This is a genomic window from Kangiella spongicola (assembly GCF_003194565.2).
Lineage (GTDB): Bacteria > Pseudomonadota > Gammaproteobacteria > Enterobacterales > Kangiellaceae > Kangiella > Kangiella spongicola.
In genome coordinates this window covers 777,440-803,631 of record NZ_QICH01000001.1, presented here as the reverse complement: position 1 = coordinate 803,631, position 26,192 = coordinate 777,440, and the positions used below count along the sequence as shown (strand labels likewise).

General features: G+C 43.8%; 25 protein-coding genes. 10 read left to right on the top strand and 15 right to left on the bottom strand.

The window, feature by feature from the left end; all coding sequences use genetic code 11:
- Window positions 1-55 precede the first annotated feature (55 nt).
- The 4 genes from DL796_RS03580 to DL796_RS03565 all read right to left on the bottom strand — a co-directional run bounded on the left by DL796_RS03580 (window position 56) and on the right by DL796_RS03565 (window position 3,629).
- Window positions 56-796, bottom strand: coding sequence for a uroporphyrinogen-III synthase (locus DL796_RS03580; protein ID WP_170114206.1), 741 nt, complete (start codon window positions 794-796; stop codon window positions 56-58).
- Between the two features lie 17 nt (window positions 797-813).
- On the bottom strand, window positions 814-1,743 hold the full coding sequence (gene hemC / locus DL796_RS03575) for a hydroxymethylbilane synthase (protein ID WP_110200045.1): 930 nt from the start codon (window positions 1,741-1,743) through the stop codon (window positions 814-816).
- 95 nt (window positions 1,744-1,838) lie between these two features.
- Complete coding sequence (locus tag DL796_RS03570) at window positions 1,839-2,534, bottom strand: LytR/AlgR family response regulator transcription factor (RefSeq protein WP_227592953.1); 696 nt, start codon at window positions 2,532-2,534, stop codon at window positions 1,839-1,841.
- A 57-nt stretch (window positions 2,535-2,591) separates the two neighbouring features.
- Complete coding sequence (locus DL796_RS03565) at window positions 2,592-3,629, bottom strand: sensor histidine kinase (RefSeq protein WP_110200041.1); 1,038 nt, start codon at window positions 3,627-3,629, stop codon at window positions 2,592-2,594.
- Window positions 3,630-3,823: 194 nt separating this feature from the next.
- Between DL796_RS03565 and DL796_RS03560 the strand changes: the two genes are divergently transcribed.
- Window positions 3,824-5,488, top strand: coding sequence for a putative bifunctional diguanylate cyclase/phosphodiesterase (locus DL796_RS03560; protein ID WP_110200039.1), 1,665 nt, complete (start codon window positions 3,824-3,826; stop codon window positions 5,486-5,488).
- Between the two features lie 3 nt (window positions 5,489-5,491).
- On the opposite strand, the gene DL796_RS03555 is transcribed toward DL796_RS03560, so the two are convergent.
- The 7 genes from DL796_RS03555 to cyaY all read right to left on the bottom strand — a co-directional run bounded on the left by DL796_RS03555 (window position 5,492) and on the right by cyaY (window position 10,095).
- The gene (locus DL796_RS03555; protein WP_110200037.1) at window positions 5,492-6,097 is read right to left on the bottom strand and encodes a hypothetical protein; all 606 of its coding nucleotides are present in this window, start codon (window positions 6,095-6,097) and stop codon (window positions 5,492-5,494) included.
- 492 nt (window positions 6,098-6,589) lie between these two features.
- On the bottom strand, window positions 6,590-6,949 hold the full coding sequence (locus tag DL796_RS03550; protein WP_110200033.1) for a hypothetical protein: 360 nt from the start codon (window positions 6,947-6,949) through the stop codon (window positions 6,590-6,592).
- A gap of 104 nt (window positions 6,950-7,053) precedes the next feature.
- On the bottom strand, window positions 7,054-7,413 hold the full coding sequence (locus DL796_RS03545) for a hypothetical protein (RefSeq protein ID WP_110200031.1): 360 nt from the start codon (window positions 7,411-7,413) through the stop codon (window positions 7,054-7,056).
- A gap of 22 nt (window positions 7,414-7,435) precedes the next feature.
- A complete protein-coding gene (locus tag DL796_RS03540; RefSeq protein WP_110200029.1) occupies window positions 7,436-7,801 on the bottom strand; it encodes a hypothetical protein in 366 nt (121 codons plus the stop codon).
- Window positions 7,801-8,823 carry a hypothetical protein gene (locus DL796_RS03535; protein WP_110200027.1) on the bottom strand — a complete coding sequence of 341 codons (1,023 nt, stop codon included), beginning with the start codon at window positions 8,821-8,823 and terminating at the stop codon, window positions 7,801-7,803. The genes DL796_RS03540 and DL796_RS03535 overlap by 1 nt, the downstream gene beginning before the upstream one ends.
- 209 nt (window positions 8,824-9,032) lie before the next feature.
- Window positions 9,033-9,722 carry an alpha/beta hydrolase gene (locus DL796_RS03530; RefSeq protein ID WP_110200026.1) on the bottom strand — a complete coding sequence of 230 codons (690 nt, stop codon included), beginning with the start codon at window positions 9,720-9,722 and terminating at the stop codon, window positions 9,033-9,035.
- Window positions 9,723-9,759: 37 nt separating this feature from the next.
- Entirely contained in the window at window positions 9,760-10,095 is a 336-nt protein-coding gene (cyaY, locus tag DL796_RS03525; RefSeq protein ID WP_110200024.1) for an iron donor protein CyaY, read from the bottom strand.
- A 133-nt stretch (window positions 10,096-10,228) separates the two neighbouring features.
- Here cyaY and lptM point away from each other — a divergent pair, with 133 nt between their 5' ends.
- The 5 genes from lptM to DL796_RS03500 are packed head-to-tail and all read left to right on the top strand — an operon-like array spanning window position 10,229 to window position 13,548.
- Window positions 10,229-10,390 carry an LPS translocon maturation chaperone LptM gene (gene lptM / locus DL796_RS03520; protein WP_110200710.1) on the top strand — a complete coding sequence of 54 codons (162 nt, stop codon included), beginning with the start codon at window positions 10,229-10,231 and terminating at the stop codon, window positions 10,388-10,390.
- Window positions 10,387-11,217 (top strand): diaminopimelate epimerase, encoded by an 831-nt coding sequence (gene dapF / locus DL796_RS03515; protein ID WP_110200022.1) that lies wholly within the window; start codon window positions 10,387-10,389, stop codon window positions 11,215-11,217. Before lptM ends, dapF begins: the two co-directional genes overlap by 4 nt.
- Before the next feature lie 38 nt (window positions 11,218-11,255).
- Window positions 11,256-11,918, top strand: coding sequence for a DUF484 family protein (locus tag DL796_RS03510; protein ID WP_110200020.1), 663 nt, complete (start codon window positions 11,256-11,258; stop codon window positions 11,916-11,918).
- 13 nt (window positions 11,919-11,931) lie between these two features.
- On the top strand, window positions 11,932-12,858 hold the full coding sequence (xerC, locus tag DL796_RS03505; RefSeq protein WP_110200018.1) for a tyrosine recombinase XerC: 927 nt from the start codon (window positions 11,932-11,934) through the stop codon (window positions 12,856-12,858).
- 9 nt (window positions 12,859-12,867) lie between these two features.
- Window positions 12,868-13,548 (top strand): HAD-IA family hydrolase, encoded by a 681-nt coding sequence (locus tag DL796_RS03500; protein WP_227592951.1) that lies wholly within the window; start codon window positions 12,868-12,870, stop codon window positions 13,546-13,548.
- A gap of 13 nt (window positions 13,549-13,561) precedes the next feature.
- Here DL796_RS03500 and DL796_RS03495 read toward each other — a convergent pair whose 3' ends face one another.
- Both DL796_RS03495 and DL796_RS03490 read right to left on the bottom strand, forming a co-directional pair.
- A complete protein-coding gene (locus tag DL796_RS03495; protein ID WP_110200016.1) occupies window positions 13,562-14,518 on the bottom strand; it encodes a D-2-hydroxyacid dehydrogenase in 957 nt (318 codons plus the stop codon).
- A 70-nt stretch (window positions 14,519-14,588) separates the two neighbouring features.
- Window positions 14,589-15,377: a 2-keto-4-pentenoate hydratase gene (locus DL796_RS03490; RefSeq protein ID WP_146205067.1), complete on the bottom strand. Its 789-nt coding sequence runs from the start codon at window positions 15,375-15,377 to the stop codon at window positions 14,589-14,591.
- 40 nt (window positions 15,378-15,417) lie between these two features.
- Between DL796_RS03490 and uvrD the strand changes: the two genes are divergently transcribed.
- On the top strand, window positions 15,418-17,592 hold the full coding sequence (gene uvrD, locus DL796_RS03485) for a DNA helicase II (RefSeq protein WP_110200012.1): 2,175 nt from the start codon (window positions 15,418-15,420) through the stop codon (window positions 17,590-17,592).
- A gap of 324 nt (window positions 17,593-17,916) precedes the next feature.
- Complete coding sequence (locus DL796_RS03480; protein WP_110200010.1) at window positions 17,917-19,998, top strand: S8 family serine peptidase; 2,082 nt, start codon at window positions 17,917-17,919, stop codon at window positions 19,996-19,998.
- Between the two features lie 59 nt (window positions 19,999-20,057).
- Here DL796_RS03480 and DL796_RS03475 read toward each other — a convergent pair whose 3' ends face one another.
- Complete coding sequence (locus DL796_RS03475; protein ID WP_110200008.1) at window positions 20,058-20,777, bottom strand: 2OG-Fe(II) oxygenase; 720 nt, start codon at window positions 20,775-20,777, stop codon at window positions 20,058-20,060.
- Window positions 20,778-20,944: 167 nt separating this feature from the next.
- Between DL796_RS03475 and DL796_RS03470 the strand changes: the two genes are divergently transcribed.
- A complete protein-coding gene (locus tag DL796_RS03470) occupies window positions 20,945-22,048 on the top strand; it encodes a TRAP transporter substrate-binding protein (RefSeq protein ID WP_110200006.1) in 1,104 nt (367 codons plus the stop codon).
- Between the two features lie 112 nt (window positions 22,049-22,160).
- On the opposite strand, the gene DL796_RS03465 is transcribed toward DL796_RS03470, so the two are convergent.
- On the bottom strand, window positions 22,161-24,317 hold the full coding sequence (locus tag DL796_RS03465; protein WP_110200004.1) for a serine/threonine-protein kinase: 2,157 nt from the start codon (window positions 24,315-24,317) through the stop codon (window positions 22,161-22,163).
- Window positions 24,318-24,710: 393 nt separating this feature from the next.
- Here DL796_RS03465 and tagH point away from each other — a divergent pair, with 393 nt between their 5' ends.
- Window positions 24,711-26,180 (top strand): type VI secretion system-associated FHA domain protein TagH, encoded by a 1,470-nt coding sequence (gene tagH / locus DL796_RS03460; protein WP_110200002.1) that lies wholly within the window; start codon window positions 24,711-24,713, stop codon window positions 26,178-26,180.
- Window positions 26,181-26,192: the final 12 nt, after the last annotated feature.

Genomic DNA, 26,192 nt, shown 5'->3' with positions numbered 1-26,192 from the left:
CTCTAGTTATGAATTCGGATGCTTTATAAACTATACATTATTCAACAATGTGTTGTTAAGTAACGTGATTTCGCCATAACAGGCAACTTTTTACCAGTTCCTGGTTTGAAGCGTCCTTGGCAGTATAGCAAGTTGTAAAACCCATCTGTTGGGCTAGCTCGCTGATCCTCTGACTACCTGCAATAATAGCGCTAGTCCCTCTTTTCTCAGGCGCGACTTGAGATGCGGCGAGCTCTAGTAGCTGACCGCTGGTTATGACGATAGCAGTTTGGCTTGATAGTGTAGGTAAAGGTTGCTCGGTCGGTTGGCGCTGATAAACGGGCATGATGTTAAGCTGGCCGTTGTTAAAATAATTTTGCAGAAGTTTACGCCCTTGGCCGCCTCGTATGAGTAACGTCGGCTTTTCTTTGAGTTGGTATTTCTCAAGCAGATGAATCATACCCTCGCTATTTGGAGTCGGTGGTATTAACCCTTTGATGCCAAGCTGCGCCAGTGAATCTGCGGTGGCGTCGCCCACTGTGATAATTGCTTTGCTTTGTGCGAGTTTAACGATGCTTGCTTTTTGCTCGGCACTAAAACCTTCGAAGCAAAAGTTCACTGCTTGGCGGCTGACGAAAATCCAGGTGTGATTTTGCTGAAGAAGCTCCAACCGCTCATCGGTGTTAAAGGACAGATCCGCTAAAAAGTGGATAAGTGGGCAGTGGTCGCTGTCGATACTGTGTTGCGCAAGAAGATCGCACAACTGCTCACCATAAGGCGAAGGACGAGTAACAATAACCTTAGGCTCAGTATTCACAAGATCAACTCTTTCAATTATGACTCTGTACCAAGAGCCATAATCATTTCTTTCGCGCCCTGTGCGAGTAACGAATCGGCGACAGTTGTGCCAATGGTTTCAGCGGTTTCCGCTGGACCTTCGGCAGATGCTTCAATCATCTGGTTGTCGATACCGCCGACTAATGCGCGTAGCGACAAAGTGCCGTCTGTAATGGTGGAGTAAGCTGCGATCGGAACTGAGCAGCTAGCTTGTAGTGTTTGCGTAATAATACGCTCGGCTTTTACACGATAAGCGGTTTCTTCGTCTTGAAGCGGTGCCAATAAGGCATCAAGCTCTGGACTGTCAGTACGAGCTTCGATACCTACTGCGCCTTGCCCTGGAGCTGGAAGAATTTGCTCTGGCTCAAAACGACTGGCAATGCGATCACCAAGCTTTAGGCGTATCAACCCAGCAGAAGCTAGGATGATGGCGTCATATTGCCCCATGTCGAGCTTAGAAAGACGCGTGCCAACGTTACCGCGAAGATCTGTAATGTGTAAGTCAGGGCGCAAAGCGAGAATCTGCATTTTGCGACGTAGGCTCGATGTCCCTACAGTAGCGCCAACTGGTAGCTCATCTAGGTTGTGATAGTTATTCGATACAAAAGCATCGCTAGAATCTTCGCGCTCGCAGATAACTTTAAGCTCAAGGCCTTGTGGGAACTTGTACGGCACGTCCTTCATCGAGTGCACTGCGATATCAGCCCTGTCTTCTAACATGGCTTGCTCAAGCTCTTTGACAAAAAGGCCTTTGCCACCAATTTTGCTTAAAGGCGTCCCTAAGATTCTGTCGCCTTTAGTGGTCATAGGAACTAATTCAACAGTTAAATCTGGGTGAATGCTCTCGAGACGCTGCTGAATATATTCTGCTTGCCATAGGGCTAAAGGGCTTTGACGCGTGGCGATACGAATGGTTGTAATGCTCATAGACGGAAGTTTGTCGCTTAGGACTCAATAAAAGCTACTGAAATTTGCTGCAAGTTTATCATAAATAACCGCAGGTTAGCCTAATTTAAGCAACTTTAGTCGTTGGATGACTGCAAAAACTGACGAGCGTCAGCTTGGTGGCGACGACTGATGATGGGTTTTGTCTCGCAGTCACGCAGTAACGCTAGACAGCGGCTATCGTCTTGCTCTATGCCGTAGAAGTGTTGGCGGTTAACCAGTGTCGAGCGATGAATTCGTAAAAACAGGTGTGGGAAGCGATTCTCGAGCTCTTTTAAGCTTTCGCTCGCTAATAAAGTTTGCTGCGCTAAATGAATCTCCACGTACTTCTGATCGGAGTGTAAAAAGAGAATATCTTTGAGTAAAACCTTTTTCACTACGTCACGTTCGCGGATTGTGATGTGTTCTTGTTCTACCTCCGTAGGCATCAGCTTAGAAAGCGCTTTATGAAGCCGTTCTTTACGAATAGGTTTGAGCAGATAATCGGTGGCATTCACATCAAAAGCTTGCAGTGCATACTGATCATAAGCCGTCGTGAAGATGATTTTAAGTTGGGGAAATTCCTGGCTGAGGATTTTTGCTAACTCAACACCATTCATTACCGGCATGGATATGTCGAGGAAGATCAGATGGGGGTTGTGCTCACGAATAAGATTGAGAGCCTCTTGGCCATTGGTAGCCTCAGCCGCAATATGGATACTGTTGTAATGATTTAACAACCGACGAATACGTTCGCGCGCAGGTTGTTCGTCGTCAACAATAATGGTCTTCATAATGCCGTTTCATATCCCCGAAAATCTTAATACTAGTATTTGAAAATACTGAAACCCTTAGAACTGCTTTGGAATTTTTAAAATGCAGTAAAACTTATCTTGCGCTTGATGATACGTGAGTTGAGCTTTATTTCCATAGAGTACATCAAGTCTTTGCCGAATATTAGCGAGCGCCATTGAGTTACCACTGTGATGTTCTGCATCGACAGGCGGTAGTGGGTTAGTAATTTCAATCTGGATGTACTTTTGATAACTAACACCCTTGATCACAACGGTGCCACCTTGCGGGTGTTTTTGAATGCCGTGATATACCGCGTTTTCAAGCAGTGGTTGGATCAAAAGCGGTGGTACCAATAAACTTTTCGGCACATGACTTACCTGCCACTCAATACTTAACCTATCGCCCAGACGTTGCGACTCAAGTCCTAAGTATTGATTACATAACTCCTGCTCTTCAGAAAAAGGGATCAAAACATCGGAGCGCTTCATGCTGGCTCGAAAAATATCAGCCATGTCTAAAATCATCTGTTCAGTTTTTTCTGGATCGACTGCCGCCAAATTGGCTAGGGTATTCAAACTGTTAAACAAAAAATGAGGGCGGATTCTGGACTGAAGTGCTTGTACGCGGGCTTCGGCTTCGGAGCGGATGCGACGCAGACTTTCTTCACGCAAATACAAATATCGAAACAAAACACCACTCACAATAAACGCAATCACAAGATTTCGTAATAAAAACCACAGTGAGGGTTCTTGGCTAAGATAGTGACTAATGAGCAAGCTAAAGCTAAGAGTAATGAATAAGATAATACTGATAGCCAGCGCCGAAAAACGCTTTAAGGAGAGCTTGAGCGAATATCGAACAGGCATATAACGGCGCAATAGGCAGAGAGTACCAAGGCTCGTCAGCGAGACCCAAAGCACAAACAACGAGTACAAACTTAAGTTATACCAGAAGCTGGTGTGCCACTCAGGGCTGACAAGGCTTAACAGTAACGCCAGTAAAATACTCGCAATAACGGTAAGGTACACCGTCGACGCCTGACAAAAGTCTGGAATAGAGTGGCTACTGTTTTCTTGTGAATAATTATTCTTCATCTTGCTAATAGTGTCTGAAAAGGATTTAAAAATCTAGATAAACATAATAAGTGTTTGAAATTAAATTAAAATTCTAAGGCATAAGGTTTACTTTAAAAACAATAGCTTGTAATGAATCCTTGATGCTTTTAGTATGGATATTGTGACAGTCTAATCTAGCTGAAGGTGACTGCACGTATGGAACTGGAGGTTTTATGGAGACCTCAAAAGTCTTCGACTGGGTAGAGCGACATAAAAAAATAATACAACGCTCGCTAATCCCTACATTACTAGTCATGGTTGCGCTAGTAAGTATTCTCGTCTATATGACGGGTGGGGTTAAATATGTCTACTCGCAACTCATGTACATCCCCATCCTACTTGCCGGCACTTTCTTTGGTCTAAAAGGTGGCCTACTTATGGGCTTAATCGCAGGGCTAGCATTAGGGCCACACATGCCGATTAATGTGGTTACTAATGAAATGCAACCTGCTGAAAATTGGTTATATCGAGCAGGCTTTTTTGTCCTAATAGGTGGTGGCAGTGGTTATATTAGTAGTAGTGTAGCGCGCTACCTCTCACACTTTAAATGGTTATCCCAACACAATCCGTCAACAGGACTGCCTAACCGAAATGCTCTTTTTGAGGCTATAAAAGATTTAAAAGAGCGTAATGAAATGACTAGTGCCACAACGCTGGCAATTATCGCCATAGATAATACATTAGAATTAAAATCTGCATTCGGCTTTAATGTTATCGAGCATGCAACTAAACAAGTTGCTAGGCGATTGGCATTAAACGGTGGCGATGATATTTTTCATACCGACTCAGCGGAAGTCGCCATTATTCTCAATAAAGGCGAAGAAGAAAATACAAAGTTTTTAAACAACCTCGGAGTATTATTACAAGAAGCCGTAATTTATAACCAAATATCGGTTCATGTTGAAACAAGAGCAGGTTATGTGTGTTTTGGCGATGGCAAGCAATCTCCTGAAGTTTATCTGCATCAAGCGGAAGCTGCGCTAGCGCTAGTCCAAGAGTTGGCACAAGATATCAAAGCCTATAACCCAGAAGTAGTGAGTCGCACGGAAAGAAGTATCTCAATTCTTGGTCAGTTGCAAAAAGGTTTGGAAACAGGGCAGGTAGGTTTACATTACCAACCTAAGATCGATCTGGTGACCGGGCAAATTTGTAGCGTAGAGGCGCTCTTAAGGTGGAAGCACCCTGAAAAAGGGATGATAGCTCCGGGTTCATTTATTCCGCGTGCTGAGCAAAGTACTTTAATCCAAGGGATTACAGAGTTTGCCCTAGAAGAAGCGATTAACCAGCATTTAAAGTGGAAAAATCAAGGGATTTTGATTCCGGTAGCGGTAAACATTTCTACGCGAAATTTGTTATACCCAAAGTTTACCGACCGAGTTATAGCGATGCTAGAGAAATTTGCAATTGATGGTCAGTGGATAGAGCTGGAATTGACCGAAGGCTCATTAGTTATGGATATGGAAGAAACCATTGAGCAGCTAACGAAATTAGCTAACGCAAATTTTTCAATTTCAATTGACGACTTTGGGACAGGCTACTCCTCCCTGCAATACTTGCATCGTCTGCCTGCATCCTTGATAAAGATAGACCAAACTTTTATCAAACGATTACCTGATGATAAAGGTGCTGCCTATATTGTGGACGCCGCCGTAACCTTGGCTAAAAAGATGGGCATAAAAACTATTGCTGAAGGTGTAGAAACAGCAGCCGTATTTGAGTATTTACAAAACACAGGCTGCGACATGGCACAAGGACACTACATCTCACCAGCAATCCCCCAAGAGCAGTTCACGCGCTGGTATCTAAGCCGTAATGGAATTTACGCCTCTATGGCTTGATTGTTAACCTGAGAAAAAAATGTTTTTATCAGGTATTTTGAGGCTATCTAACGTTACGCCCCAAAAGTTTACCAAATCGAGAATAAATTCATTAATTGGACAGTTGTATTGAACAACTGAGTTACTTGTTTGAGAAACATTGATTGCAGGCCTAATATTTTGACTACCATCTTCATTTAACTCAATGATATCACCAACCATTACTCGAACATTTTCGTCAATAGAGTTCTTCCTAAGATAATAATGTTTATTTGCATTGCAGATTTGATGGGAAAGGTTAATTACAGGATACTTTTTTCTGAGGTCGAATAGGAAGTCCTTATCATTACTTAGATTACTATCTGTAAATGATTTAAGTGCTATATTTTTAGACTCCTCGCATTCAGATAGTGTGTGGAAAAGCCAGTCAACTAAAGACAAACTTGTTGAAGCGCAATTAATAGAGCAGTAAATTTTGGAGTCATGTGCATAAAGGCTTGATTGGTATTCGATACTTGTTGTTATATAGTCAGGGACTTCATTGAATAGCTCAGCTTCCCAGCATAGTTTACGATAAACTTGCCAGATGCTTTTTTGTCCTAGTGTTCTGTCAGTTGCATTAAAAGGCATTAGTTAAAAACTCCTTAGCTCCTATGTTTCTTCAATACAGACCGTATGTAAGCTTTGATAAGCTATATCCAAACTTATACATCATTAACCATAAATAATTGATTTGTCGGGCTCTCATTGAAAGTACAATAGTATTGCCGGAATAAAGGCAATGAGCCCACCTATTACTAAACCAAACCAATGGATTAACAAGTGTCTTTTTATTCTGGGCTCAAGATCTGAGAAAAAATCATGTACACCGGCTCTTCGTGCCCGCTTGGGAAATAGGATATAATGCCCATACAGCATAACCCTCATGCCGTCATACAAAAAACCGCCAGAATAATAGTCATCTCCCATGAGTTCCTTCTCCATTCCTTTTTGATATTTGAGAAAGAAATAGAGTGCATGAAGTAGCCAAAAAATAAGCAGTATAATACCTATAGAGCCTATAAATATTAACAACTGTTGCAGGGTTAAATGCATAGTTTAATTATTCTACACTTCAGAATACTAAAAATAAGTTAAAACGATAGGAGTAAATAAAGAAATTACTCCTATAAACATTACAAAGTAATGAAATAGCAGGTGAGTTTTTATTTTAGGCTCTAAGTTTTTGAAGAATGATTGAGTCTTTTTATCTTTAGTACGACCTGGGAAAAGGATGAACATGGCATAGTTTGATAACCGTGATACATCAAAGAGAAAGCCGCCAGAGTAATAATTATCTCGCATAAATTGCTTATCTAGCTTTCGCTGGTATCTGACATAAAAGTAAACAGCGTGAAAAATTCCAACAAAAACTAGCAAGCATCCGAGAAAGAAGAATAGGTATTTTGGCTGCTCTAAAAGGGCAGAAGATAAATTGCTCATATAGGACGTATTCATTACAAGTTAATCATTTGCTTGGGCGTTTAATCTAAGGGCCTAGTTACAAGTCTAAGTCATAACAGTGCCTGTTTAGCAAGAGAATGTCACTAACGATAAATAAATGCTGGCACAAAGAAACATATACCGCCAATAATCAGACCAAACCAATGAAATAACAGATGCCTCTTTAGTTTCGGGGAAAGTGTCGAGAAGAAATCATGCACACCGACTTTTTTTGCCCGAGCGGGAAATAGAATATAGTGACCATACATCATAACCCTCATACCGTCATATAAAAAGCCGCCAGAATAATACTCATCCCCCATCAGCTCTTTTTCCATATTTTTCTGGTATTTTAGATAGAAATAGAGGGCGTGTAATAGCCAAACAATTATAATTAATGCTCCGAAAAAGCCCATAAGCATGAATGGCTCATCCAAAAACGCGGTGATAAGTTTATTGAGCATAAATAATAGAGTTGTCGGGCTCTCATTGAAAGTAGGTTATGGTGGCTGGTACAAAGAAGCATATACCGCCAATGATCAGGCCAAACCAATGAATAAGTAAGTGAGTCTTTACTTTAAAAGGAATATTCTTAAAGAACTCATACACGCCTGCTTTCTTTGCACGCTTGGGAAATAGGATATAGTGCCCATACATCATTAGCCGTGTAGAATCATATAAAAATCCTCCTGAACTATAATCATCCCCTAGCAACTCTTTCTCCATAGATTTTTGATACCTAAAGTAGAAGTAGATAGCATTAATAATCAACAAGAAAATAACCAGCATACCGAATAATGAAAGTAAGATTATGGGGGCTGATTGATATAAATTAATTAATAATTGATACATTACCTTGAATACTCATAAATTGCTTCACCTGAAGATTGTCCTATGTGAGAGCCTAATTGGCTACCAGCATATCCGCCTGCGACACTTGCAACAATAGTGCACCATAATAAACTTGTTCCCGCTGATTCCAGTCCAAATACAAGATTACATGTAACATAAGAGGTCGCCCATCCTCCAAAGCCCCCTCCAGCAATGCTACCCGCGGCTCTACCCGTTTGAGAATAGGTAGTTAATCGGCAAAAGTCAGCGGAATTGTCTACGGTACAAGCTTCATGTATAGCAGCTGCACTGTAACCTATATCCAAACCAATGGATAAATAACCTAGGCGAGTGAAGGATTTACTAGCGGTGGTGAGCTTTTTATAGTTAGACTTAAAACCGTCGAGGTTAGTTGCTCCTGGTTGATGTTTCCATTGATGCATGATGGCCTTGCTACTAATGCCCATGGTGTTTTTTAGTTGCGATATTGGTACATTTCGACTAAACATTCTTCTTTCTAACATGCCATTAATTGCGTAGTCTAGCTTTCTAAAGAGAGCTTGTCGCTGTTGGAAAAAGCTCTTTGTGGCTAATTTTCCATTGTTAGTTCGTAAAGTATTCTTATACAGACGTTCAATTTCTTTTAGAACCCTTTCGACATGTTTCTTCTTTTGTTCATAAAAGGTTGCAGTTAAACCGTAACCAGCGCCTACGTACTCGGTGGAATACTGTATTAAATCGTAATGTCTTGCGAGGTTTACTTTTTCAGCTGCGGACATTTGCGAAAGCTGCTGATCAGTATAAGCTGCGGCCTCCATCATAACGTTTTCCCATTGATGACAGTAAGAGGCATCAGGAGGGGTAATTATGACCATCTGTCCAGGCTTAACCTGGCCATTTTTTAGATGTAAGTTGATGTTTTTAAAGTGATCGATTGTTTGCTGTGATGGATTTTCATAAATGAAATCGATGACAGCATTGATAGGTAAAGTACGTTCAGAAATGTAAAAAAGGGCTTCATCTGGAATAGATATTTTGTCCACGGCACTCACTCCTTGAATTTGAGATTTTCCTTAGAATTATTTTATTGTAAGAGCATTTCAGTGACCTTTCAATAACCTTTTTCTTAATTGTTTATAAGTAAATATTGAGAGGAGTGAGTATTTAGAGTCTTGTCAGATTTAAGTGTAGTGGACGCTGAAAAGCATCCACTACAGTATTGCGAAAAAAAGTATTGCCAAAGTGGTATTGCTTAAAGCTGTGTCTGTAAATAGCTACCCAAAGCTTGAATTTCTTCTAAACACACGGCATGTGCCATTGGATAGTCCTGCCAGCTGACTTTAAAGCCGTTGTCTTGCAAGGTTTTAGCACTGAATTGACCGCGTTGCATGGGTACTACAGGGTCTTGTGAGCCGTGAGCCATGAAAATAGGGGTGTCTAAGTTAGCTGATGACTTTTCGCTAGCAAGCTCTTCTGGCATCGTCAGGTAAGTAGAAAGAGCGACGATTCCAGCTAATTTATGTTGAGTACGGGTGGCTAAATGCAATGCGATCGCACCGCCTTGCGAAAAACCTGCCAGAATAATTTTGTCGCTTGGAATCCCTGCGACAATTTCAGTGTCGATAAACTTTTCAATGAGTGAGGCTGACAGACGCACACCGTCTTTGTCTTCGCGGTTAGCCAAATCCGTATCACGAATATCGTACCAAGCGCGCATCTCATAGCCGCCATTGATAGTAACTGGCATAACTGGTGCATGAGGAAAAATAAATTTTATGCCTAATTCGGCCGGCAGCTTTAATTCAGGCACAATCGGCTCAAAGTCATGCCCATCGGCACCAAGGCCATGTAGCCAAATAACGGTCGCTTTGTGCTCTGCGCTAGGGTTGACGGTTACGCACGGTAATAGTTCTGATTGTGTTTGAGAAGTAGTTTCGCTCATGGAGATTCCTAAAAGTATTTATGCGGGCTGTAAAAAGTTAAAAATTGAGCGAAAGCTCTACGGTTTCACCGGATTGCTGTGAAAGTACGCGATTCAGTAAAGGCTCTAGCGCCTCTTGGTCTTTATCGGTTTGCCACTGTCCTTCAACCCAATCAAGATGATAACCGCCGTCTTTGGCAGCTAACCAGAGCTGTTTAAGTGGGGTCTGACGGTTAATAATCACTTTACTGCCGTTTTCGAGGGTTATGGTCAAAATGCCACCGCTAGTTTCGTAATCAATGTCCAGCTCGTCGAGCTCGTCCAAAGCTTCTTCAATGGCGATAATCGTTTGATCCATTTTGTCGTTAAATTCAGATTCTGTTAGCGTAGCCATTATCGGGTACCATTTTACTTCAATAGTGGACGGATATTGTGCCAGATGTGTTGTTGAATGCAATCGTGCTTGCAGTCAAAACCAAGCTATTGCAAGATAAGACTTATTTTCCAAGAAAATGTTAATGATGACAATGAAACGTATACGGCAGCTCAGCCTGACGGCTATGGCCGTGATGTTTTTGGCTGCTTGCGGTCAAAAAGGACCTTTGTTCTTGCCGGATAATGAGCCTGAAAAAAAGCAAGAGGAACAAGAAGATACTGCTGATAAGGCGCGTGATGAGGTGAGCCAATGATAGTCCCTTTTACTAAGATGCAAGGGATTGGGAATGATTTCATGGTGGTGGACGCGATTTCGCAGCCTGTATATTTAAATCAGGCGCAAATCAGCCAGTTAGCTCACCGAAATTTCGGTGTGGGATTCGATCAGCTTTTAATGATTGAGGCGCCACAGCACCCAGAGGCCGACTTTCACTTCAGAATTTTTAACGCTGACGGTAGCGAAGCGGGCCATTGCGGTAACGGTGCCAGAGCGGTTGCGAAGTATGTAAGGCAGAAAGGGTTGACCTGGAAGCGGGAATTGAGACTTTCTACCAATACCGCGACTATGAGCACTGTGTTTGAAGACAACGGCTTAGTGACCATCAATATGGGTAAGCCACGGTTTGAACCAGAGAAAGTGCCGCTGAGATTTGCCGAGCAGGCTGATACCTACATGATCGACGCAGAGGGTATTCGCTATAAAATCGGTGCGGTTTCGATGGGTAATCCACACTGTGTGCTACAAGTTAATGATATTGTGACTGCGCCAGTACAAAAGGTGGGGCCGATATTAAGCCAGCATAGTTATTTCCCAGCACAAGCTAATGTTGGGTTTATGCAGGTGGTGGATACGAGCGAGATAAAGCTAAGAGTGTTTGAGCGGGGCGTTGGAGAAACGTTAGCCTGCGGCACAGGGGCGTGTGCGGCTGTAGTTGCTGGACGCTTACAAAATTTATTGGATGAGAAAGTTAAGGTCGGTCTGCCAGGGGGGAATTTATGGATACGCTGGGCAGGCAAGGGACGAAACGTTTATATGACTGGTTCGGCGAAGGTAGTGTTTGAAGGGCAAATTGATATTTAAAATTGCTAATTAAATCAATCAAACGATGAGAAGAGAGAATGAGTAGAGCCGCTGAAGATTTAGTAAGGGTTGAGGGGAAAATTGCTTCATACTTGGAGAAAAACCCTGAGTTCTTTGAGCGCCACCCACAATTATTAGAAGAATTAAAAATCAATCATAAAGTGTATGGTTCGGTGTCACTGGTTGAGCGTCAAATTTTGAACTTGCGCGATAGAACAGAGACCTTGCAACAACGCTTGAATGAAATGGTGATTAACGCGCAAGATAATAGTGAGTTGCTTGTAAAGTGCTCTGAAATAGCTGTAAGAATGGTTGAGCTACAGACCAAGCAACAAATAGTGGATTACCTTAAAGAGCAGTTAATAAAGTATTTTGACATTAATGACTGCCAGGTGTGGTTATGCAATAACCCAGAAAATCTAGAGGGTGTGAATGTCTCGGATGTCGACACCCTGAGAAAGCTGACCGATATTCAGTTTATTCAAAACGATCCGATTTGTGGGCGCGTGACAGAAAGCATCTCACAGTTATTTAAAGTCGAGGATAACCTACAATCCTATGCATTAATTCCGCTAGGCGATGGTGCAGAAGTCGGGCTTATCGCACTAGGTAGCGAAGATGTGGGCTTATTTACAGCAGATATGGGAACCTTATTTTTGCGCTTTATCGGTGATATTTTCCACGCCTGCTTAGTGAAGTGATATAGGCAAAAATATGCTAAAAACGGTTGAGCAGTATTGCGACAGATTGCTACATCAAAAGCAATACTCAGAGCATACCGTTAGTAATTATAAACGTCAGATAGTCGACTTCCTTGAGTACGTACACGACAAGATTTCAAGTTGGCCACAAGTCACTAGCCAGGATATTCGGCTATGGATGGCGCACCATCATCGCAATGGTGCTTCGCCTTCCACTATCTCTTTAAAATTATCGTCGCTCAGAGGGTTTCTCGATTATTTAGTGGCGCAGAAAATTATAAAGACCAACCCTGCGATTGGTCTTAGAGGCCCTAAAAAGCCAAAACGCTTACCGAAAAATATTGATGTCGATAGCTTAAATCATTTTATCGACAGCTTACCGGAAGACGAGCCAATCGAGATTCGAGATAAAGCGATGATTGAGCTTTTATATTCCGCAGGAATTCGATTGTCCGAATTATCGTCGATGGACTTAAACTCTATCAGCTTTAACGATCAAAGTTTACGAGTTTTAGGAAAGGGCAGAAAAGTTCGCGAAGTGCCGTTTGGTAATGCTGCGGAAAAGCTGCTGAAAAAGTGGATCAAAAATAGAGTGGCGTTTGTAAAAGACACAAGCGAGCAAGCATTATTCCTAAGTAGTCGAGGGCAACGGCTAGGCAACCGTTCGATTCAACAGCGATTAAATTACTGGGGTAAGCGCCAAGGTTTAACCGATGTGTTGCATCCGCATAAACTACGTCATTCTTGTGCCACTCATGTTTTAGAGTCTTCGAGCGATTTGCGCGCAGTACAAGAATTATTAGGTCATGCCAGTATTGCAACGACACAAATTTATACCCACTTGGATTTTCAGCACCTTGCAAAAACCTATGATGCGGCGCATCCTAGAGCACGCAAGAGTCCTACTGATAAAAATACATCACCCAAGAAAAAAGATTAATTAAATATCATGTCACAAAGCATTAAAGAAAAAATCTCTGCGGTAACGTGGGATAAGGTAAAAGCCATTAGTTTTGATCTCGATGATACCTTGTGGGATAACTCAGGGGTTATAGAAAAGTGCGAACATGAGCTTTACCAGTTTCTAGGTCGTAAGCACCCGCCATTTAAAGAGCATTATACGATCGAGAGTATGCACCGTGTATCTGAGCAATTTATTGCGCAAGATATTCCGCACTTTGATAACATGACAACATTACGCAAGGCTGTTATTGAACATATGCTACTCGAAACAGCAGGCGACCTAAATTTAGTGAACCAAGCCTTCGCCGTTTTTTACTACTGGCGCAATCAAATACAAATTCCACAAGTGACCTATCAATTGCTAGAAACACTCAAGCAAAAGTACAGCTTATTTGCCGTCAGTAATGGCAACTCGAATTTATATTGGCTTGGGCTAATGGACTATTTCGAAAAACACTTTATTGCGGGTGTTGATGGTCGCGCTAAACCTTCGGCTGAAATGCTACACAAAGTGTGCGCACTAAAAAATATTGAACCGCAGGAATTACTCCATGTGGGCGATAATCATGACACCGATATACAAAGCAGTATCAACGCCGATTGCCAGCACTTGCATATCGACGTCAATGATATAGAGCAGTTAAAGAATCATGTAACTGCTCTATAGCGAGTGCTTAAGTTTAGTTATCTGCCACAAAACCTTTCATATTATCCGCCATGCCCTGAATCAATCGTTGTTTGGCTTCATGGCTAGCCCAGGCGATATGGGGAGTGATAGCAAGGTTTGGCACATCGGCAGCAAGTAATGGGTTATTTGGGCTTGGTGGCTCAACGGAAAGAACATCTAAGCCAGCGCCTGCGATCACTTTCTCTTTTAAAGCTGTGGCTAAGTTTTGCTCGTTAATCACAGGACCGCGAGCAGTATTAATAACATAAGCCGTAGACTTCATTTTGTGAAAAAAGTCTTTGTTCAACAAGTCTTTAGTTTCTTCCGTTAGCGGGCAATGCAGCGAAACAAAGTCTGCCTGCGGAAGAGCTTCGTCCATGGTGATTTGGTTGTCGCGCATAGGACGACCAGGAATATTCGCAACCACAACATTCATACCAAAGGCTGTCGCTAATTGTTCAACTTTTTTGCCGATATTGCCATAGCCAATTAACGCTAAAGTTTTACCTTCAAGCTCCATAATCGGGAAGTCAGTCAGCGTGAACATACGGCTTTTCTGCCACGCGCCTTGCGCCGTGAGCTGGTAATGTTCACAAGCGCGAGTAGCAAAATTCAGCATAAACTGCAGGGTCAACTGTGCTACCGCGAATGTCGAATAGTCAGCAACGTTAAAACACTGAATGCCAAGCCTTTTTGCAGCATCTAAATCAATATTATTCATGCCGGTAGCCGCTAATTGAATTGCTTTAAGGTTCGGCAGTTGCTTCAAGGTGTCAGCATTAAGCACGACTTTATTGGTAATGATAACGTCAGCATCTTTACTGCGTTCAATAACCTCTTCTGGTGTGGTCAGACTGTACGCATCAAATTGCTCAAAGCAATTGGCTAAAGGCGTAAGATCAGCCAAGGGTTGGTTTGATTTACCTTGCCAGTTGCCCAGTGTGTCGGCGTCGAGAAATACTGCGCGCATGATTGCTCCTGAATTGATTGAGTCGCTTAATATGGCGAATAAATAATTGATTTAAAAGCGAGTGAAACTTTTAGCGGATTGAAAAAGAAACCAAATACTGTTCGTAAGACTTCATCTGATCAGTACCAAAGTAAGCCTCGTACTGGCCTTTTTCCGCAGGCAACATTGTGCCAAGGGCGCCGGTAATCAGCAAGTGATCCTTGTCGATGGTATAGCCGACTTCTAATAATTTATTAATCATCCACACTAAAGTATCTTTTTGGCTACCCATGGCATCTGTGGCTTTACCTTGGTTTATGGTGACGCCATTTTTAGTTAAGGTCGCTTTAATCTGATCAATCTGCTCTGAGTCGTAGGGCATGGTATTGCCCATAATAAACTGATTGGAAGCAACGTTACTGGTGATTAACGTTAATGCGGTCATCTGGTCATTTCGCGTAAAGCGGAAGTGCGGCAGTTCGACGATAGGCACTACAGCTCGAATGTATTGGGGAAGCTCTTCTTTGGTGATGGGCTTAGTGATGGCTTGGTTTAAGAGAAAGCCCAGTTCTACCTCCATTCTCAGGTCATGGTAGTTGCCTAAAACATAAGCACTGCGATTACGACTAAAACCACTGGCGAATAAAGCGCCGACAAGCGGTTCATCAACATTAAAAGCATCTTGGGCCGCCTCGCTCGTTAAGCCCGCTTTAAAACCAATGATGGGGTCCTTGATGGCATGCTGTAAAACGCTAAGTCGTTGTAATGAATAAGCATCTTCGACCAGTTTCTCCTGATCAACATCGGGCACCATCCCCATGCAGCCGGATAAAAGCAGGAAAACCGAGAATAGGGGTAATAAAACGTTCGTATTTTTCATACAATAGGCCATCAATTTATTTTGGGTAAGCATAGCTTATATGGATGCCTCTAGCATAATCGAATCGTTAAACGATGCACAAACTGAAGCAGTAACCGCGCCAAACAAGGCGCTACTGGTGTTGGCCGGCGCTGGCTCGGGTAAAACTCGGGTCTTGGTTCACCGCATTGCTTGGCTGGTTAAGGTCGAACAGCTCTCTGAGCACTCGATTTTGGCGGTGACTTTTACCAATAAGGCCGCTAAAGAAATGCTGGGGCGTGTCGAGGATATGTTAGCGATGCCGGCGCGAGGTATGTGGATTGGTACTTTCCACAGCATTGCACATCGCCTGTTACGTGCTCACTATCGCGATGCTGGCTTGCCCGAAGGCTTCCAGATCTTAGATTCGCAAGATCAGTTACGAGTCATCAAGCGAGTGATGAAAGAGCTCAACCTTGATGATAACGAATGGCCGCCGAAGCAAGCACAGTGGTTTATTAACGGCAAAAAGGACGACGGACTACGCCCTGGTAATATTCAACATCATGGCGATTTTTTCGTCAGCACCATGGTCAAAGTCTATTACGCCTATGAAGAAGCTTGTAAAACCGCAGGGTTAGTGGATTTTAACGAATTACTGCTACGGGCTTATGAGTTGTGGGCGAATAATCCGCATTTGTTAGAGCATTATCGTGATCGCTTTAAGCATATTCTGGTCGACGAGTTCCAAGATACTAACGCTATACAGTACGCTTGGATCCGTCTTTTGTGTCATGACGGTAATCGAATCACGATTGTTGGCGATGACGATCAATCGATTTATGGCTGGCGTGGGGCAAAAATCGAGAATATTCAACAGTTTGAGGATGATTTTCCTGACTGCAAAATTTCGCGTTTGGAGCAAAATTACCGCTCTACCAGCACTATCTTGAAAGCGGCTAACGCCGTCATTGCCTTTAATAGCGAACGAATGGGCAAGAACCTATGGACGGAAGGTAACGAAGGCGAGCCGATCACGGTCTACTCAGCCTTTAACGAACAGGAAGAAGCACGCTTTATTGCGGCGAGAGTCGAAGACTGGGTGCAGCAGGGCAACAGTTATAACGATATTGCCATCCTTTATCGAAGCAACGCTCAGTCGCGGATTCTCGAAGATGCGATGCTTAATCGTAACATCCCTTATCGTATTTATGGCGGCTTGCGCTTCTTCGAACGTGCGGAAATTAAGGATACACTGGCTTATTTACGCCTCATGACCAATCGTGACGATGATGCCTCGTTTGAGCGAGTGGTCAATACGCCGGCTCGTGGTCTTGGTGAAAAGTCGGTGGATCTTATTCGTGCACAAGCTCGTGCTGATGAAACCTCATTATGGCAGGCGGCCAGTAAAATGGTGGTTGAGCAATTATTACCGCCACGTGCGCGAACTGCCATGGCAGGATTTTTGCACCTGATCAATGAACTCGATTCGAGCACCCAAGAACTCGATTTGTGGGAGCAGACTGAGGTGGTAATCGAGCATTCTGGCTTGATGGATAAAATTAATAAGGAAAAAGGCGAGAAAGCACAGGCGCGTAAGGAAAACTTACAAGAGCTAGTGAACGCTACTCGTGAGTTTGATCCTGATGAGGTTATTCCAGAAGAAACTCCTGACATGACGCCGCTTACAGCGTTTATTGCCCACGCGTCTTTGGAGGCGGGCGATACCCAGGCAGACGAGTATCAAGAAGCGGTGCAGATGATGACCTTGCACTCTGCCAAGGGTTTAGAGTTCCCACTAGTGTTTATTGCGGGCATGGAAGAAAAGCTATTTCCGCATCAAATGTCGCTCGATGAACCAGGTGGCCTCGAAGAAGAACGCCGTTTGGCTTATGTCGGAATCACCCGCGCAATGAAACAGCTTTATCTGACTTATGCGGAAAAGCGCCGCATGTGGGGCCGCGAAACCTATCCTTCGGTGTCACGATTTATTAATGAAATTCCTGCGGAATTGATGACTGAAGTTCGCCTTAACACGCAAGTGCAACGTCCCGTTTTCCAAAAGCAATCGCCGATCAAGCGCAAAGGCCCCGAAGGATTTTATCTTGGGCAATTGGTGCAGCACCCTAAGTTTGGCAAGGGAATTATTATCAATTATGAAGGGGATGGGCCCCAGGCCTCAGTTCAGGTGAATTTTGAAAAAGAGGGGCTAAAGAAGCTGATGTTGGCCTATGCCAAACTGGAGCCAACTAACTAAAAAGATTTGTTGTTAATATTCAGCGATATGACTCAGCCAGAGTTTATACAATGGCCTTGGCTAAATATTCGCTGTATCAATTTAAAGGTCGCTTCGGCGGCCTTTTTCATGGTTGTTGATTGGGTAGCACCACAAAAGTGTAAAGTTTAGCTAACACTATTAACGGTGAATTATCATTAGTTCACAGTAATGACTGCCTGATTTGTTTAAATATTGAACAATTGCTATAAAAGATAGGTTCGTCACACAAGTGGCGCCTACCTTAAGAATCTGCTGCCACTTTTGTCACGAGCCATTTGTTAATGGACTAGACAGGGGATTCTTATGAACAAAAAATTGAGCACGATCGCTGTGGCATTAAGCTTGGCGATAACCGCTAGCGTTTACGCTGATAGTGATCAGCTGATCATTAAATATAAAGATGATGTTGATAGAGCCGATAAAGCGTCGGTCATGGCTATGGCCAATATCAGTGCTAAAACATCGTTGCAAATGACACATAAACGATTTGCCTTTAACCATTCGCAAATTGTTCGATTATCTAAGAAACATAGCCAAGAAAGACTCAACGCTATAATTAAGAGGCTAGAGTCGGATCCAGATATTGAATATGTAGAAATCGATAGAATTTTACATCCAGCCGCTACTGCTAATGACCAATATTACTCCTCCCAATGGCACTATCACGATCCAGTTTCAGGTATTAACTTAGAAGCCGCATGGGACTTATCGACGGGCGCTGGAGTTAGGGTTGCGGTGATTGATACGGGTTATTTACCGCATGAAGATTTAGCCGCAAATATTGTTGGGGGCTATGATTTCATTAATGATGTGGATACCGCCAACGATGGTGACGGTCGAGACAATGATGCTAGCGATCCTGGCGACTGGTATGGAACCTTTGATTGTGGGTTTAATTTCGACAGCAGAGATTCCAGTTGGCATGGCACCCATGTCGCAGGAACTGTGGCCGCAGTGACAAACAACAGTATTGGCGTTGCGGGGATTGCTCATGATGCAAAAGTTGTTCCTGTCAGGGTGCTTGGTAAATGTGGTGGTTATACGTCCGATATAGCTGATGGTATGGTCTGGGCCTCGGGAGGCAATGTGTCAGGAGTGCCGGCCAACGCGCACCCGGCAAAGGTTCTAAACCTCAGTCTCGGTGGCTCGGGTTCGTGTCAAACAACCACACAAAACGCAATTAACACGGCTCGCAGTAACGGCTCGGTAGTCGTGGTAGCGGCGGGTAACTCAAACTCAGATGTCTCCGGCTTTACTCCGGGTAACTGTAACGGCGTGATTTCGGTAGCTGCTACCAATAAGCAGGCCGACCGTGCAAGCTACTCGAATTATGGGGCTTTAATTGACGTCGCGGCACCGGGTGGTGAAGGTGGCCAGGACGGCGTGGCTTCGACTCTAAATGATGGCACAACGATCCCTGCCAATGATATTTATGCTTACTATGCGGGCACATCAATGGCGGCGCCACATGTTGCCGGTGTAGCAGCATTAATGTTTGCAGTAAACTCAAATCTTACGCCCGATGAAGTCGAGCAAGCTATTAAGGACTCTGCAAAGGCGTTCCCAGCAAGTTCGAGTTGCAGTACCAGCAATTGTGGTGCGGGCATGCTTGATGCGGCGGCGGCAGTGGCTGCGGTCGATAGCGGTAACCCGCCAGTGAATCAGCCACCAGTTGCAGACTTTAGTTACAGCTGCAGTAACCTAGATTGTAGCTTCGATGCTACTGCGAGCACCGATCCTGATGGGACTATTAATAGTTACAACTGGTCGTTTGGCGCGAGCGGAGTTACCGCTAGTCATAGTTATGCTAGTGCGGGAACTTACACGGTGACATTAACGGTCACTGATGATGATGGTGCCAGTGACAGTGTATCGCAGTCGATTACGGTGACCGAAGCTCCGCAGAATCAGCCACCAACAGCAAGCTTTAGTGTCAGCTGTAACAATCTGGACTGTGCGTTTGATGCCACAGCAAGCTCAGATAGCGACGGCACTATTACGAGTTATGATTGGTCTTTTGGCGCCACAGGAGCAAATGCGAACTATACATTCCCTAGCGCAGGTAGCTACACGGTAACCTTAACCGTAACCGATAACGATGGCGCGAGTGATACCAGCACTCAGACGGTCACAGTGACAGAGGCTGAGCCATCGACGATAAATTTGAGCGTCAGTAGAGCTTGGTGGGGCTTTTATGCTGTGCTGAACTGGGACGGTGCTAATGGTTCGAATGTGGATATTTACCGAAACGGGCAGCTAAGAACTTCGACGGCAAATGATGGTTCTTACTCTGAGCGTGTGAGCCGCAGAAGCAGCTACATCTATAAAGTGTGCGAAACAGGTTCGACGGTAAACTGTTCCGAAGATGTCGTCAGTAATCCATAAACACAAATCATGACCTAAACTAAAAGCCCCTGTTCAGGGGCTTTTTTAGATGTCGTTGACTATTGTTGCGGTTGCTCTGGCTGTCCATATAGTTGATCTGCACGCTGATATTGTACCCAGCTGGTGAAAATGTATTTATCATTCGATTCTGGCTTTAAACCACGGTGCGTATGGGTGAACGCAGCAGGCGCAATAACTAAAGAGCCTTGCTTCGGCTTACTCTTGACTTGCTGATAGAAAAACTCGGTTTCACCGCCTTCTTCGACGTCATTTAAATAAAACATCCATAATAAAGTTCGGTGTAATGAGTCTTGATTCGGATCCTTGGGGTGCGGATAGTGCTCTGAATGCCAGTGGAAATACCCGCCTTCGCCTTTGTTGTATTTCTGCATATTGACTGGGCCAAGACGGTAAACAGCTTGAATAAACTGAGCCAAACTTTGGTCATCCATCTTCTCAACGTCAACGTAACTTAACTGCTCCATTTCCCCATCTTGGTTTTGGAACATCAAAGACACGGCGCCCGCCAGCAAGAAAGGATATTGGCGAACATAATGGATCATACCGCGCAAAACCGCGTGTTGAATATGCTGCATTTCTTCTTGCCACTCGTCAGGATACTGAGTCACGGTAATGTCGATACTGTTCTTTTTTATTTTATCAACACCGTGGCCGGTTTCACCGAGACGCTGGTGAGGACTGTTCTCGAACTTTTCTATACAGCGGTTACAAAAGTCAGGATCGAGCGCTTGTTCGTAAATATTAATAAAACTCGACATTAATACCCCCTAGTCGATCTTTTTATAATCAAAGTTGCCATAGCCTATTATACTGGGTAAATTGTTGCCAGTCTTTTTAACAGGGTTTATGCCGAGTACAACAAGCGTGTAATCGACCATAATAAAAATGGCATAAATAAAACAAGCTTAATCAATGGGTTATCTGAATGAAAAGAAGAAAGTTTATCGGTGCACTTGGAGCTGGGGCCGCGGTAGCGGGGTTATCCGCGTGCACGGGGGGAGATAAAAAAGAAGCCGTAACGCCCGTCGAAAAGTGGGAGGGTAAGGTTATAAAGTGGACCATGATCACCACATGGCCGAAAAATTTTGCCGGTTTAGGCGAAGGTGCGGAATATTTAGCAAAGCTGATTAATGAGCTTAGCGGTGGCCGCATGGAAGTCAAAGTCTATGGCTCAGGAGAGCTAGTTCCTGCCTTGCAAGTGTTTGAATCTGTGGCCAGTGGTGCAGCCCAGATTGGACACGGGGCTTCCTATTATTGGAAGGGTAAATTACCAATGACGCCATTTTTTGCGGCAGTGCCTTTTGGCCTCAATGCACAGGAAATGAACGGCTGGTTGTTGCATGGTGGGGGCTTAGAATTGTGGCGAGAATTATACGAGCCATTGGGGCTGATCCCAGAACCTTGTGGTAATACCGGGGTGCAGATGGCGGGTTGGTTTAATAAAGAAATTAACTCGTTGGATGATCTGAAAGGTATGAAAATGCGGATTCCAGGTCTTGGTGGTGAGGTTTGGCGCCGTGCAGGCGGAATCCCCGTTTTAATGCCAGGCAGTGAAGTTTTTACCTCATTAGAAACCGGCGCTATCGATGCTGCTGAATGGGTGGGCCCTTATAACGACCTAGCTTTTGGTTTATTTAAAGCCGCAAAGTACTACTATTACCCGGGCTGGCACGAACCCGGCACCACGCTCGAAGCTTTGATTAATAAGAAAGCGTATGAAGCACTGCCAAAGGATTTACAGCAAATAGTGACGACAGCCTGTCGCACGGCGAATGCTGACTTGTTAGCTGACTTTACGGCGAAAAATAACGAAGCCTTACAAACCCTTATCAATAAGCATGGAGTGGAACTTCGAGAATTACCAAAAGAAGTGTTAAAAGAATTGGAGTCAATCTCAGAAGAAATGCTTCAAGAGCAAGCCGAAACTGAGCTCGATCAACGAATTCTAAAGTCGTTCGTAGAGTTCAAGGAGCAGGCCAAAGAGTGGCACCGTGTTTCTGAGTTAAGTTATTACCAATCACGGCGCTAAATAAAAAAGAGTTAGGACTATTTTACCAGCCCTAACTCTTCCTGGAGGGGAAAACTACGGGGTGTATCTAAGAGCGCCAACACTCTCAAGAACACTCTCAAGTAAGGGGTAACTAGGAATTAGCACCTTCAAGTTGATTTAAAATTTCACGCCCTTTCTTTAAGCTCCTAGCGCCTTGTCGATAACGACGTTGATTATTTAAGGTGTCTGCCATTTTGATGTAGGCATTGCCAAGTTGGGCTTGTGTTTCAGTCAGTAGCTCAAAGTCCGCAGGTAACGAGTCGGCTAATGGTTTCATTTCTTCGCCAATGGCATCCAGCGATTTCACCGAGTTCGCAGCAGCGATTTTGTCGCTAAAACCATCGAAGGTGCTGCTGTAGAATATTTTCGCTGCATCATACGGGAAAGCCGTGTCAGGGTTATTCGCCAGCTCTTTTTGATAAGTGCCTAACTTATCGGCCGCTGAAAGGTACTGTAAGCTTTGTGCTTTAAGCTCTTGGAATTGCTGGTCATGAGCAAAAATTTTATCGCCAACTTGTTGATATTTCTGTAATTCAACAAAATTATTCGAACTCATAGCTTCGCTTAAAGACGTAATAAAGAGTTGCGTTGCTTGAGGACTGATTTGTGGCTGGTAGTTAGGGGCAATTTGCTTCATCTCCGCCTGTAAAGTGAAAATATCGCTGCCATTATCCTTCTCGGCATAATCCTGAAGCTCGAGTAAAGAGTTATATTTTAACTCTAAACTGTTCAATAGCTGGTTACGGTTGGAAAGAATTTGGTTTTCATAACTGCTTAGCTTTTCTGAATCCGCTAAGTAGGGCTCCGCCTGATCAAAAATGGCTAAAGCCGCTGGATAATTAGGATATTTACCTTTGCTACTCTTTAAAGCCTTATCAATTTTCTCAGCAAAATGCTCATAAATAGGCTGACGAAGCTGATTTAAAGCACTGGCTCTGTGATCTTCAGTTAAAGTACTTAGGTTATTAAGCGCGGTTTCGATCTCGCTAGGTTTAGTCGCTAAAACAGCATTAAGCTTTGACTGTTCATTATGCAGAGCGGTGAGCTCAGACTTTAGTTGAGAGATACGTTGCTGATCGCTGCTCCAGACTTTATAAGCAACAAAGCTTAAGGCCAAAATACTGGCGGCGATGGCAATCGTTCTTGTGTGATTTTTAATTAACCCCTGATAAAAGCTGTCCACATTGACCGAACGCTCATTGTGTTTCAAAGCCAACCCACGCTTTAAACCTTTCCATGCAAATAGCGACAATTTTCTGCATTTCTTAGGTTGCATCTGTTTAGCCAGAGCTTTATCGGCAGGCGTTCTATCGTAAGGATGTTTACTGGTCAGCATTTCATAGGTAATACAAGCCAATCCATAAACATCGTCACGAACATCAATCGGCTGATTGGTCAGCATGTTAGGGCTGGCATAAGCTGGCGTAAAACCCCCAACATCAAATTCGGGCTCGTCGCTGTGGGTTTGTACGGCGTACTCATCAATTTGTTGTTTTAAAGCGCGAGCAACGCCAAAATCGAAAATCTTAACGTCTTGTTTTTGCGTGATGAAGATATTGCTAGGTTTTAAATCGCTGTGTAAAACCCCTTTGGAGTGGGCAAAAGTTAGCGCCGAACTCATTTGCTGTATAACTTTTAGGACGCCTGATTTTGGTAGGCCGTTGGGACGGCTACGCTTAATTAGCTTATCTAAAGACTCACCCTCCAAAAGCTCCATAACGATGTAGCATAAGTGTTTTTCGAAAACAAAATCATAGACTTGGACGATATTAGGGTGTGAAAGCTCGCGCGTTTTTTTAGCCTCGCGCTGCATAATAGTCACGGCATCAGGGTGATCGGCAAATTCATTACTCAATACCTTAACCGCAACATACGGCGACTTATCCCCAGCATTCTCTGCGAACAGGTCCTTTGCCTTGTAAACTTCGCTCATGCCGCCAGAGCCCAAACTTTCCACCAGCTTATAGCGCTGGGAAAGCGTATCACCAATTTTCAGGTTCATGTGCTGGGTTTGGGCAGTATTGGAGCGGTTACTGATATTTTGTACCACGGTTTTATCGTCATCATCTTCAACTTCAGGGGTCGGAGCTTTTATATACTTGGCTGCGACCGTTGAATCCATGCTTGCAGAATCATCGTTTGTTGTGGCTACATCTTCAGTTGTACTTTGCTGATCGTGTTGAATGTCACGTTCCTGTGCTTCCCCTGAAGGTGTTTTTAGTTCCTCGTTATTATTTTGATCGCTCATTATTTCCTCAAATTTTGATCAGCGGCCTCCAAATCGGCCTAATAATTTACATTAAGTAAAGAAAATCATCAATTATTTGTTTATCTTGAATAAATGTTCACATTATTTGAAATGATAGCTTGATTATTGCTCATTAAATATTATTATTTGTGCCTGGAAATGGAAATTGGTCGTTTTTTTAGCAAATTGGCTAGTGTTTAACCCTTGCTAGCCCTTTGGATCATAGATACACCAAGCAAAATCATGTGATCATCAAGTGACTGGCCGTCATTATATCCATGATTATTTAGATATTCTTAAATAAATACTAGAAATGTGGACTAATTAGAAAAACAATAGTTCTTATTGGAAGTTTGGCTAACAAGATAAAAAGCAGATATTAGGGATTCCTGGATGAGCATTTTGAAATTAAAGGTTACCAGTTACCATCGGTTAACTCCTGGGCAAGTGGTTGAGCAGATCTTCGGTGAGCAGGGCGGTAGCATTGGACGTTCTGCTAAATCAGATTGGGTATTGCCCGATCCTGATAAGGTTATATCGAGTGTGCATGCTTATATAAGCTATCAATCCGGTCAGTATTATATCACCGATAATTCAACTAATGGTTTATTCGTTAATCGCTCAGTGCAGCCACTAGGTAAAGGTAATAGCCAATCGCTCGCTGATGGTGATTATCTACAGCTTGGCGATTACGAAATTGAAGTCGCGGTTGAAGCGCAGTCAGTGGCGCCGCAGCCCGTGCCTGCAGGCTCTCAGGCTTATGCGACACCAGCTCCAGCAGCCAGCTCAGAGCCAATCCCAACGAACAGTATTGATCAAATTGCCTCACAGCAGTCACACTTTGAAGCTGTTAGCCAAGATCCGTTTGCAGAAAACTTTGCCCCACCAATGGCACAGATTCCTGAGGATTGGGATGCTACTCAACAGAGTGAAGCAGCTGAAACAGCCATGCCGAAGGAAACGCTAGAACAATCTGTGCCACCAAGAGTATCGCCAGCTTCTGAGCAGCCAGTGCAGCAGCGGGTTCAGGAGCAGGCACAAGCAGCACCAGCGCAACCGGTTAGCCAACAGGCGCAAGGATTCGAACAAGCAGCGAGCACGCCAGTGCCACCATCGCCACCGCCAGTAGCACCATCGACACCTACGTCAGCACCCGCGCCAGCACCACAGCAGCACTATAGACAAGAGGCTCCTATGCAGCCTCAAGCACCAGCTGCTCCAGCTCCGATCGCAGCAACAAATTCTAGTTTCGATAGCATTAGCGATGAACAGGCGAAGCAATTTCTAACATCATTTTTGAATGCTGCGGGCTTACGTGAAGAAGATTTACCACGTGATGTTTCACCTGCTTTGTTCGAGGCCATGGGCGGTGCACTACGTTTCTCATTACAAGGGATGCTGGATATTTTAAGAGCGCGCTCAGACATGAAGAGCGAGTTCAGGGTATTACAAACAACTATCCGAACTCAGGAGAATAATCCGCTTAAATTCTCGATCAATGTCGATGAAGCGATACGCAACCTGTTTTTGCGACAAGTTCCAGGCTTCCTGCCTTGGTTCCAAGCTATTGAAAGCTGTTTTAAAGATATGAGCTCGCACGAGTTAGCGTTAATGGCTGGAACCCAAGGGGCTATCCAGGGCTTATTGGATACGTTAAACCCTGAGGAAATTTCAAAGGCAAATCAAAGCGACTCAGCGCTGCACAAAGTATTACCTGCAACGAAAAAAGCAAAGCTGTGGGATATGTTTGTAGCATTACATCAAGAGTCAGAAAAAGAATTAGGACAAGGTTCTGAAAAAACCTTCTCCGAAGAGTTTGCTGCTGCTTACGAGGCACAGCTTAAAAAGTTAGGCGCAAGTTAAATTATTAATTCG

What these genes read in the sequence shown, in the direction of transcription:
- hemC (WP_110200045.1), bottom strand. Translation starts at nt 1,743, where the DNA reads ATGAGCATTACAACCATTCGTATCGCCACGCGTCAAAGCCCTTTAGCC.
- DL796_RS03570 (WP_227592953.1), bottom strand. Translation starts at nt 2,534, where the DNA reads ATGAAGACCATTATTGTTGACGACGAACAACCTGCGCGCGAACGTATT.
- DL796_RS03565 (WP_110200041.1), bottom strand. Translation starts at nt 3,629, where the DNA reads ATGAAGAATAATTATTCACAAGAAAACAGTAGCCACTCTATTCCAGAC.
- DL796_RS03560 (WP_110200039.1), top strand. Translation starts at nt 3,824, where the DNA reads ATGGAGACCTCAAAAGTCTTCGACTGGGTAGAGCGACATAAAAAAATA.
- DL796_RS03555 (WP_110200037.1), bottom strand. Translation starts at nt 6,097, where the DNA reads ATGCCTTTTAATGCAACTGACAGAACACTAGGACAAAAAAGCATCTGG.
- DL796_RS03550 (WP_110200033.1), bottom strand. Translation starts at nt 6,949, where the DNA reads ATGAGCAATTTATCTTCTGCCCTTTTAGAGCAGCCAAAATACCTATTC.
- DL796_RS03545 (WP_110200031.1), bottom strand. Translation starts at nt 7,413, where the DNA reads ATGCTCAATAAACTTATCACCGCGTTTTTGGATGAGCCATTCATGCTT.
- DL796_RS03540 (WP_110200029.1), bottom strand. Translation starts at nt 7,801, where the DNA reads ATGTATCAATTATTAATTAATTTATATCAATCAGCCCCCATAATCTTA.
- DL796_RS03530 (WP_110200026.1), bottom strand. Translation starts at nt 9,722, where the DNA reads ATGAGCGAAACTACTTCTCAAACACAATCAGAACTATTACCGTGCGTA.
- cyaY (WP_110200024.1), bottom strand. Translation starts at nt 10,095, where the DNA reads ATGGCTACGCTAACAGAATCTGAATTTAACGACAAAATGGATCAAACG.
- lptM (WP_110200710.1), top strand. Translation starts at nt 10,229, where the DNA reads ATGAAACGTATACGGCAGCTCAGCCTGACGGCTATGGCCGTGATGTTT.
- dapF (WP_110200022.1), top strand. Translation starts at nt 10,387, where the DNA reads ATGATAGTCCCTTTTACTAAGATGCAAGGGATTGGGAATGATTTCATG.
- DL796_RS03510 (WP_110200020.1), top strand. Translation starts at nt 11,256, where the DNA reads ATGAGTAGAGCCGCTGAAGATTTAGTAAGGGTTGAGGGGAAAATTGCT.
- xerC (WP_110200018.1), top strand. Translation starts at nt 11,932, where the DNA reads ATGCTAAAAACGGTTGAGCAGTATTGCGACAGATTGCTACATCAAAAG.
- DL796_RS03500 (WP_227592951.1), top strand. Translation starts at nt 12,868, where the DNA reads ATGTCACAAAGCATTAAAGAAAAAATCTCTGCGGTAACGTGGGATAAG.
- DL796_RS03495 (WP_110200016.1), bottom strand. Translation starts at nt 14,518, where the DNA reads ATGCGCGCAGTATTTCTCGACGCCGACACACTGGGCAACTGGCAAGGT.
- DL796_RS03490 (WP_146205067.1), bottom strand. Translation starts at nt 15,377, where the DNA reads ATGAAAAATACGAACGTTTTATTACCCCTATTCTCGGTTTTCCTGCTT.
- uvrD (WP_110200012.1), top strand. Translation starts at nt 15,418, where the DNA reads ATGGATGCCTCTAGCATAATCGAATCGTTAAACGATGCACAAACTGAA.
- DL796_RS03480 (WP_110200010.1), top strand. Translation starts at nt 17,917, where the DNA reads ATGAACAAAAAATTGAGCACGATCGCTGTGGCATTAAGCTTGGCGATA.
- DL796_RS03475 (WP_110200008.1), bottom strand. Translation starts at nt 20,777, where the DNA reads ATGTCGAGTTTTATTAATATTTACGAACAAGCGCTCGATCCTGACTTT.
- DL796_RS03470 (WP_110200006.1), top strand. Translation starts at nt 20,945, where the DNA reads ATGAAAAGAAGAAAGTTTATCGGTGCACTTGGAGCTGGGGCCGCGGTA.
- DL796_RS03465 (WP_110200004.1), bottom strand. Translation starts at nt 24,317, where the DNA reads ATGAGCGATCAAAATAATAACGAGGAACTAAAAACACCTTCAGGGGAA.
- tagH (WP_110200002.1), top strand. Translation starts at nt 24,711, where the DNA reads ATGAGCATTTTGAAATTAAAGGTTACCAGTTACCATCGGTTAACTCCT.